We start from the raw sequence: 7,820 nt of genomic DNA, 5'->3' as shown, positions 1-7,820 counted from the left end.
CCCCCCCTACCCGTATCTCCAGCTGCTGCCGATTTTCAAGCGCTATTGGATCAACAGCTAGATACAACTGATTTAGAGTTATCCACACCAGTGGGGGCAAGTGGTGAAGACTGGGTGCCGATCTATCCCTATGGTATTAGCCGTGAACAGCTCCACCATGTGATTGATACGCTCAAATTACCGGTGTCAGTTACGAAAGAGTTAGGTGTGGCGCAGGCCGTGCTGGCGTTGCGATCGCACGTACGCAGTCACTCTAAACTCAAAACCATTGCCAAATCTCGTCAGATCCCCATCTATACCGTTAAATCCAATACTATTCCACAGATTACACGAGCCCTACAGCGCCTGCTAGATATTGATCCCAGAGGCCAATCCGAGGCCATTGATCTTTCCCTATTCACCCGTAAAGGTGAAGATGATGAGCTAGAAGCCCTTGAAGAAGCACGCCTTGCTGTTGAACAAATTGTTATTCCCAAAGGACAGCCTGTCGAGCTACTGCCCCGCTCTGCCAAAATTCGAAAAATGCAGCATGAACTGGCTGAGCATTATCGACTCAAATCCCTTAGCTTTGGGGATGAGCCTAACCGTCGAATACGGATTTTTCCGGCTTAGTCCAAACTTGAACGATCGCGTCGATTCCCCAAAGAGTTCTCCTCAGTCCCCCCATTCAGATAAGATATTTACCACAGGCTAGTGGCCAGGCACACACAGTGGAGCCGTTTATATTGGGAAAAATTTATGAAACGTATCTTGTCTCGTTTGTTTGCATTTACCCTAGTAGCGCTCCTGGGCCTCACTGGCTGCGGTGGTGATGGTACGGGAGCTGATGGTCTCAGTGGTAACTATCAGCAAGACACTGTCGCCGTTGTTGAAACCCTCAGAACGGCTATTGAGCTACCGGCAGATGCCCCCAATTTACCCGAGGTTCGAGCTCAGGCCAGACAGCAGATTAATGCTTTTTCAGCTCGGTATCGACGCTCTGCATCTGCAGCTAGTCTAAGTTCCTTTGCAACTATGCAAACTGCATTAAATGCACTGGCAGGACATTACAGTTCTTATCCGAACCGTCCTATTCCGGCTAAGCTTAAAAAGCGTCTTGAGCAAGAGTTTAAGCAAGTTGAAATGGCACTTCGTCGGGAAGCCTAAGGTCTAAGGATGCCATAGGGGCCGAATAAGATTGACAGATAAAATCAAGCCCTGCTGCCAAATGACAGCAGGGCTTTTGCTATTCCATACTGCAGACTTAGCGCGTCGCTAGATTTATGCTGAAGCCATACATAGGGTAGTCAAATCCTGAAAACTAGCTAGTCGCCCAATGGTTTAGGCTTACATCAACAGTTCGAAATAAAAATTAATTGACTGCTTGTTAAGCTGTTTGCTAAGATTGCACTTCTGTAGGCAAGTTTTATCACGATTTTCAGCATGAAAGTACGGGCATCCGTCAAGAAGATGTGCGACAAGTGCCGGGTAATCCGTCGGCGCGGTCGAGTTATGGTGATTTGCTCTAATCCTAAGCATAAGCAACGTCAGGGTTAGTCGCTGTAACAGGTTTGACGATTATTTCACATTCAATGTTAGGCGGTTGCCCACTGATTTATCGGTGCTGATGCAACTGTACGGCAGCAAACTAGGGAGAAAGCACGGTGGCACGTATTGCAGGCGTTGACCTACCCAGGGATAAGCGCATTGAGATTGGGTTAACCTACATTTATGGTATTGGTCCAAGCCGATCAAAAGAGATATTGGCAAAGACTGGGGTCAATGCCGACATTCGCGTCAAGGATTTAGCTGATAGCGATGTGGCTAAGCTTCGAGAAGTCGTTGAGAACGACTATCAGATCGAAGGGGATCTGAGACGTTGGGAAAGTATGAACATCAAGCGGCTGATGGATATTGGCTGCTATCGAGGACGACGACATCGGATGGGGTTGCCAGTGCGTGGTCAGCGTACCCGTACCAATGCCCGCACCCGTCGCGGCAAGCGGTTAGCAATTGCTGGCAAGAAAAAGCCTGGTAAAAAGTAGGGCCTGATAGCGCGATCTGTAGACCAGCTTTATATAGAGTTACCGAAATATAGGGTTGCCGACTAGAGTATGCGTGTTACAACAGAAAAGGCATTTTGGCAAGGCGATATATCGATAGAAAGAATTAGTCCCTAGTCGGCGGCTAAGCAAGTTTTGAAGAGTTAACGTTTTCGGAATTCAGGAACTATGGCAAAAGGCGTCAAGCGTGCAGGTGGACGCAAGCCCAGGAAGAATGTCCCCAATGGTGTTGTTCACATCCAGTCCACCTTCAACAACACGATTGTGACCATTACGGATACTAAAGGGGATGCCATTTCATGGGCATCTGCTGGTTCCAGCGGCTTTAAAGGGGCTAAAAAAGGGACTCCTTTTGCTGCTCAGACAGCAGCTGACGGTGCTGCCCGTCGAGCTATGGATCAGGGTATGCGTCAGGTTGAAGTTATGGTCAGTGGCCCTGGTGCTGGCCGAGAAACTGCTATTCGTGCTCTTCAAGGAGCTGGATTAGAAATTACGTTGATCCGTGATGTAACTCCGATTCCCCACAATGGTTGCCGACCGCCGAAGCGTCGCCGGGTCTAAGGATTTGATATCTATCGACTAAAAGATGAGCCACCAAGCAACAGCTATCCAAGGGAGGTTACTGTAGTGGGACAGTTTCAAGTTGAATGTGTAGAGTCGATTGTTGAAGACGATCAGAGTCAGTTTAGTCGGTTTGTCATTGAGCCCCTTGAGCGTAGTCAAGGTATTACCGTGGGCAATGCTCTGCGCCGAGTGTTGCTCTCCAATTTAGAGGGAGCGGCGATTACAGCTGTACGTATGGCGGGAGCAAACCATGAGTTTGCTACCATACCCGGCGTACGTGAGGATGTGCTTGATATCATCCTTAATCTGAAGGAAGTCGTCCTCAAGACCTACACAAATCAGCCTCAGATTGGCCGTTTGGCCGTTCAAGGTCCAGCAACGGTGACGGCGGCTCACTTTGAGCTGCCGGCTGAAGTGGAACTGATTAATCCAGACCACTATGTGGCGTCGGTGGCTCAGGGGCATACCCTTGAGATGGAATTTCGAGTTGAAAATGGCCGTGGCTATCGGGCCGTTAGAAACAATCGAGATGAAGCAACTGCATTAGATTTTATGCAGATTGATGCCATCTTTATGCCTGTTCGGAAGGTCAACTATTCGGTTGAGGAAACCATTGTTGGCGCCGATCAGCCCAAGGATCGTTTGCTGATGGAGGTGAGTACTAACGGTAGTTTGACACCTCAGCAAGCCATGAGTCAGGCCGCTGATATCTTGGTCGATCTGTTTAGTCCCCTCAAAGATGTTACTCTCGAGCCCAAGCGAGATGAGGATATCAAAGAGGAAGATACCACCTATCAGATTCCGATTGAGGAATTACAGCTATCGGTACGTGCATACAACTGTTTGAAACGGGCACAGATTAATTCTGTTTCTGACCTGCTGGATTACAGCCAAGAAGATCTTCTAGAAATCAAGAACTTTGGTCAAAAATCGGCAGAAGAAGTTATCGACTCGTTGCAGCATAGGCTGGGGATTACCCTACCGATAGAGAAGCCGGCCAAGTCGTCTTAGGCCCATAGCTTTTGGCCTTGAATCGTTTCAGGCCATTTTTCCGAAGCCGCAGGCTTCGGTTTTTTCTTGTTTACTGCGCTACCAGAGGAGGTCCCATGCGCCATCGTTGTCGTACGCCCCATTTAGGCAAACCCGCTGATCAGCGTCGTGCTTTGTTGCGATCGCTAACCACCGAACTCATTCGCCATGGTCGGATCAAGACCACGCTAACTCGTGCTAAGGCAGTACGTTCCGAAGCTGAGCGAATGATTACTCTCGCTAAAGAAGGATCCCTAGCTGCTCGACGTCGAGCCATGGGATACATGTATGACAAAGATCTAGTTCATGCTTTGTTTGAACAAGCTCCGTCTCGATATGCAGAACGCCAGGGTGGCTACACGCGCATTGTTCGCACAGTGAGTCGTCGGGGTGATAATTCTGTGATGGCTATTATTGAGCTTACCTAGTTCGGCTTAATGGCTAATCGTACGCTTGCCAAACAGCTTGAAGCTGTATCTGAAAATGACCAAGGTACCCATCGGGTAGCTATTGTTATTCAGTATCAGGGTACTCATTTCCATGGCTGGCAACGTCAACCGGAGAAGCGTACGGTACAAGCGGAAATCGAGACAGCCATCGCGTCATTGTTGGGAGCCAGAATCCCCATTCATGGTGCGGGACGTACTGACACAGGGGTGCATGCAGCTGCTCAAGTCGCTCATTTTGATGCGCCTAAGGTGATCCCAGTCTATCGCTGGGCAGCTATTCTTAACCATCGACTGAGTGAGGATATTGTCATTCGGGCTTCAGCTCGTGTGCCTGATGACTGGCACGCTCAATACTCAGCTCAGTGGCGCCGATATCGATACACCATCTACACAGATGCCTATCCCAATCTTTTTGTGCGCCCCTATGCATGGCATTTCTACCATGAACCCCTGGACGACCAGTTAATGCAGTCGGCATTGACCCCCATGGTGGGGTATCATGAGTTAACTGCGTTTCACCGCGCGGGTTCTAGTCGTGCCCATTCTTGGGTTGAGTTGCAAGCGGCTAAATGCTCCCGTTTTGGACCCTTTGTTCAGGTTGAGCTGCAGGCTGCCGGTTTTCTCTACGGCATGGTACGTCTGGTGATGGGCTTACTCGTGAGGGTAGGGCGTGGTCATCTCACCCCAACTGCTTTTACTGAACTTTGGCAGTCAGGGCGTCGTGACTTAGTCAAGCATGCTGCACCCCCCCGAGGACTTTGCCTATTACGCGTAGGTTACCAGCATTTTCCCTTTGCGCCGGATGCTTGGTTTGATACCCAACCTCAGCTAACCTTGCATTCCACCGCAGAGAATTTGGCTGTTTAGACTGTTACACGTGCATTAGTGGAATGCGGCTCAGTATTCTCACCGTAGCGGTCGCCTTTTATCCAGTTCGTTGATATCACAGACTCATCATGTCTAAGACTTACATCCCTCCTGTCCAAGAAATTGATAAAAAATGGTACGTTGTTGACGCCGCTGATAAGCGTCTAGGTCGTCTTGCCACAGAGATTGCCAACATCTTGCGAGGTAAAAATAAGCCCACATTTACCCCGAATATGGATACGGGCGATTTCGTTGTTGTTATCAATGCTGAGAAAGTAGAGGTTACCGGTAGGAAGCGCGAACAAAAGCTATATCGCCGTCATTCCGGTCGTCCTGGTGGCATGAAAGTTGAAACTTTCGATCAGCTGCAGCATCGAATTCCTGAGCGCATCGTTGAAAAAGCTGTTAAGGGTATGCTGCCTAAAAACGCTCTTGGACGTAAGCTTTTTACCAACTTAAAGGTTTACGCTGGTGCCGAACATCCTCATCAGGCCCAGCAGCCTGAAGTGATCAATCTTTAACAGTCTGAATTAGGAAAATTAGAGGAGCACACAATCCCATGTCAGAAGAACAGTCAGATCGCGTAGTGTATTGGGGAACCGGACGTCGTAAGGCAGCTGTTGCCCGAGTACGTTTAGTGCCTGGTGATGGCAAGCTTGTTGTCAATGGCAAACCTGGCGAACTGCATCTCCAGAATAATGCTGCCTATATGTCATCTACTAAAGCTCCGCTTGAAACCCTGGGGCTTGAATCGGAGTATGACATTTTGGTTAATGTACACGGTGGCGGCCTGACGGGCCAAGCAGATGCAATCAAGCTGGGTGTGGCCCGGGCTCTATGTGAACTTGATCCGGCTAATCGTGGTCCTCTTAAGATTGAAGGCTATCTGACCCGCGATCCTCGCTGTAAGGAACGTAAGAAGTACGGATTGAAGAAGGCCCGTAAGGCATCCCAGTTTTCCAAGCGTTAAGTTTGCTTTACTGTTATTTATTTTCTAACTAGTTCACTACCCGGAACCGAACCATGCCAAAAGCTGATATTCATCCCGAGTGGTATCCTGATGCCAAGGTTTACTGCGACGGCAAGTTAATTATGACCGTGGGCTCAACTAAGCCCGAACTCCACGTAGACGTTTGGTCGGGTAACCATCCTTTCTACACGGGCACTCAGAAGATTATCGATACTGAAGGTCGCGTAGAGCGCTTTCTGCGTAAGTACGGTATGTCTGATAGCCAAAAGGACGCTGACAACGCTGAAGGTTAGCTGCCAATAATGTCATCTTGAGTCCGAGGGGTTATTGTATCCCTCGGATATTTTGTATTTGATGCCCTGCCTGCGCACTACCCCGTTGACCCCCTAAAAAATCCCATGGCTGAGCAATATCTCCTCGACAAACTAAAGTCGGTTGAACAAACCTTTGAAGAACTCACCCGTCGTCTTGCCGATCCGGATGTAGCCAAAGACCCAGGTGAGTTTCAAAAAATTGCTAAAGCACGGGCATCGTTAGAAGCAACAATTAACACCTACAACGACTGGAAAAAAGCTCAGTCAGATTATGAAGGGGCTCAGGAAGTTCTTAAAGAATCTGGCGGGGATGAAGAGCTTCGAGAAATGGCGGCGATGGAAGTCAAAGAACTTCAGGATATGATTGCTGCTTTAGAAACACGACTCAAGGTTTTATTGCTGCCGCGAGATCCCAATGACGATAAGAACATCATGTTGGAGATTCGGGCTGGTACTGGGGGTGATGAAGCCGGCATATGGGCTGGAGATTTGCTGCGGATGTATTCGCGCTATTCCGAAGGTCAAGGCTGGAAAGTACAGACCTTGAGTCAAGCAGATGCTGATATGGGAGGCTGTAAAGAGGCCATCTTAGAAATCAAAGGAGATCAGGTTTACAGCAAGCTGAAGTTTGAAGCGGGCGTCCATCGGGTACAGCGGGTACCTGCGACCGAAACGAGTGGGCGTGTGCATACCTCTACAGCCACGGTAGCTGTGATGCCAGAGGTGGATGATGTGGAAGTCAAAATTGATCCTAAGGATATTGATTTGAGCACGGCTCGTTCAGGGGGAGCCGGTGGTCAGAACGTGAACAAGGTAGAAACAGCCGTAGATTTATTTCACAAACCGACAGGCATCCGAATTTTTTGTACAGAAGAGCGATCGCAACTGCAAAATAGAGAACGTGCTATGCAAATTTTGCGGGCCAAACTCTACGAAATGATGCTCCAAGAGCAACAAGCTGAGGTGACCGACATGCGACGCTCCCAGGTTGGGACCGGCTCACGCTCAGAAAAAATTCGCACCTATAACTATAAAGACAATCGAGTTACCGATCATCGCCTAGGGCAAAACTTTAGTTTGGCTCCAGCGTTAGAGGGCGATATTGAGATTATGGTGCAGTCCTGTATCACTCAGGACCAGCAGGCTAAACTGGAACAGCTTGCTGCTGAAACTGAGACAACGATCTAATCCAGGTAGTGGACAAAATGGGCAATATGGTTGTGTTAGCTTGGTATTCCTTAACTAAACGCTAAAAGATCCAGACCTTTCCCTATTTCTAGACCATGGCCAAATTTTTGCACATTGCTGATGTCCACTTGGGCTTTGATCGCTACAACAGCAAAGTGCGCACCAAAGATTTTTTTCATACCCTGTGGGATGTATTTGAGCGATATGCCATTGGCACAGGCGTAGACTTTGTTGTTATTGCAGGTGATCTCTTTGAGCATCGCATGATTCAGCCTGCTATTTTGAACCAGGCTCAGCTTTGTCTTCAACAGTTGCAAGCTGTAGGCATTCCGGTAATTGCTATTGAGGGCAACCATGACAACTGCCCCTACGGCACTAAAACTAGCTGGCTCAGGTA

General features: G+C 48.7%; 13 protein-coding genes. All 13 read left to right on the top strand.

Going from position 1 to position 7,820, the window contains the following annotated elements:
* Positions 1–612: R3H domain-containing nucleic acid-binding protein (locus tag IQ260_RS23810; RefSeq protein WP_322745035.1), on the top strand; the 612-nt coding region annotated here is incomplete at its 5' end.
* A 126-nt stretch (positions 613–738) separates the two neighbouring features.
* Positions 739–1,146 (top strand): photosystem II protein Psb27, encoded by a 408-nt coding sequence (psb27, locus tag IQ260_RS23805; RefSeq protein WP_193995572.1) that lies wholly within the window; start codon positions 739–741, stop codon positions 1,144–1,146.
* A 276-nt stretch (positions 1,147–1,422) separates the two neighbouring features.
* A complete protein-coding gene (gene rpmJ / locus IQ260_RS23800; protein ID WP_006515920.1) occupies positions 1,423–1,536 on the top strand; it encodes a 50S ribosomal protein L36 in 114 nt (37 codons plus the stop codon).
* A 107-nt stretch (positions 1,537–1,643) separates the two neighbouring features.
* A complete protein-coding gene (gene rpsM / locus IQ260_RS23795; protein ID WP_193995571.1) occupies positions 1,644–2,024 on the top strand; it encodes a 30S ribosomal protein S13 in 381 nt (126 codons plus the stop codon).
* Positions 2,025–2,210: 186 nt separating this feature from the next.
* A complete protein-coding gene (gene rpsK, locus IQ260_RS23790) occupies positions 2,211–2,603 on the top strand; it encodes a 30S ribosomal protein S11 (RefSeq protein WP_193995570.1) in 393 nt (130 codons plus the stop codon).
* Between the two features lie 66 nt (positions 2,604–2,669).
* Complete coding sequence (locus IQ260_RS23785; protein ID WP_193995569.1) at positions 2,670–3,617, top strand: DNA-directed RNA polymerase subunit alpha; 948 nt, start codon at positions 2,670–2,672, stop codon at positions 3,615–3,617.
* Positions 3,618–3,712: 95 nt separating this feature from the next.
* Complete coding sequence (gene rplQ / locus IQ260_RS23780) at positions 3,713–4,063, top strand: 50S ribosomal protein L17 (protein WP_193995568.1); 351 nt, start codon at positions 3,713–3,715, stop codon at positions 4,061–4,063.
* A gap of 9 nt (positions 4,064–4,072) precedes the next feature.
* Positions 4,073–4,951 carry a tRNA pseudouridine(38-40) synthase TruA gene (gene truA / locus IQ260_RS23775; protein ID WP_193995567.1) on the top strand — a complete coding sequence of 293 codons (879 nt, stop codon included), beginning with the start codon at positions 4,073–4,075 and terminating at the stop codon, positions 4,949–4,951.
* 89 nt (positions 4,952–5,040) lie between these two features.
* Positions 5,041–5,472 (top strand): 50S ribosomal protein L13, encoded by a 432-nt coding sequence (gene rplM, locus IQ260_RS23770; RefSeq protein WP_193995566.1) that lies wholly within the window; start codon positions 5,041–5,043, stop codon positions 5,470–5,472.
* A gap of 38 nt (positions 5,473–5,510) precedes the next feature.
* Positions 5,511–5,921, top strand: a complete 411-nt coding sequence (gene rpsI / locus IQ260_RS23765; RefSeq protein ID WP_193995565.1) for a 30S ribosomal protein S9 — start codon at positions 5,511–5,513, stop codon at positions 5,919–5,921.
* 53 nt (positions 5,922–5,974) lie between these two features.
* On the top strand, positions 5,975–6,214 hold the full coding sequence (gene rpmE, locus IQ260_RS23760) for a 50S ribosomal protein L31 (protein WP_193995564.1): 240 nt from the start codon (positions 5,975–5,977) through the stop codon (positions 6,212–6,214).
* Positions 6,215–6,319: 105 nt separating this feature from the next.
* Entirely contained in the window at positions 6,320–7,423 is a 1,104-nt protein-coding gene (gene prfA / locus IQ260_RS23755) for a peptide chain release factor 1 (protein ID WP_193995563.1), read from the top strand.
* 95 nt (positions 7,424–7,518) lie between these two features.
* Positions 7,519–7,820: metallophosphoesterase (locus IQ260_RS23750; RefSeq protein WP_193995562.1), on the top strand; the 302-nt coding region annotated here is incomplete at its 3' end.

Origin of the sequence: Leptolyngbya cf. ectocarpi LEGE 11479 (assembly GCF_015207065.1) — a bacterium.
In the GTDB taxonomy this organism is placed as follows: Bacteria; Cyanobacteriota; Cyanobacteriia; order Phormidesmidales; family Phormidesmidaceae; genus Leptothoe; species Leptothoe ectocarpi.
The sequence above is the reverse complement of the archived record's forward strand: the minus strand, read 5'-3'. Positions and strand labels throughout refer to the sequence as shown.

Coding starts and splice junctions, on each gene's coding strand:
- psb27 (WP_193995572.1), top strand. CDS start 739: ATGAAACGTATCTTGTCTCGTTTGTTTGCATTTACCCTAGTAGCGCTC.
- rpmJ (WP_006515920.1), top strand. CDS start 1,423: ATGAAAGTACGGGCATCCGTCAAGAAGATGTGCGACAAGTGCCGGGTA.
- rpsK (WP_193995570.1), top strand. CDS start 2,211: ATGGCAAAAGGCGTCAAGCGTGCAGGTGGACGCAAGCCCAGGAAGAAT.
- rplQ (WP_193995568.1), top strand. CDS start 3,713: ATGCGCCATCGTTGTCGTACGCCCCATTTAGGCAAACCCGCTGATCAG.
- truA (WP_193995567.1), top strand. CDS start 4,073: ATGGCTAATCGTACGCTTGCCAAACAGCTTGAAGCTGTATCTGAAAAT.
- rplM (WP_193995566.1), top strand. CDS start 5,041: ATGTCTAAGACTTACATCCCTCCTGTCCAAGAAATTGATAAAAAATGG.
- rpsI (WP_193995565.1), top strand. CDS start 5,511: ATGTCAGAAGAACAGTCAGATCGCGTAGTGTATTGGGGAACCGGACGT.
- rpmE (WP_193995564.1), top strand. CDS start 5,975: ATGCCAAAAGCTGATATTCATCCCGAGTGGTATCCTGATGCCAAGGTT.
- prfA (WP_193995563.1), top strand. CDS start 6,320: ATGGCTGAGCAATATCTCCTCGACAAACTAAAGTCGGTTGAACAAACC.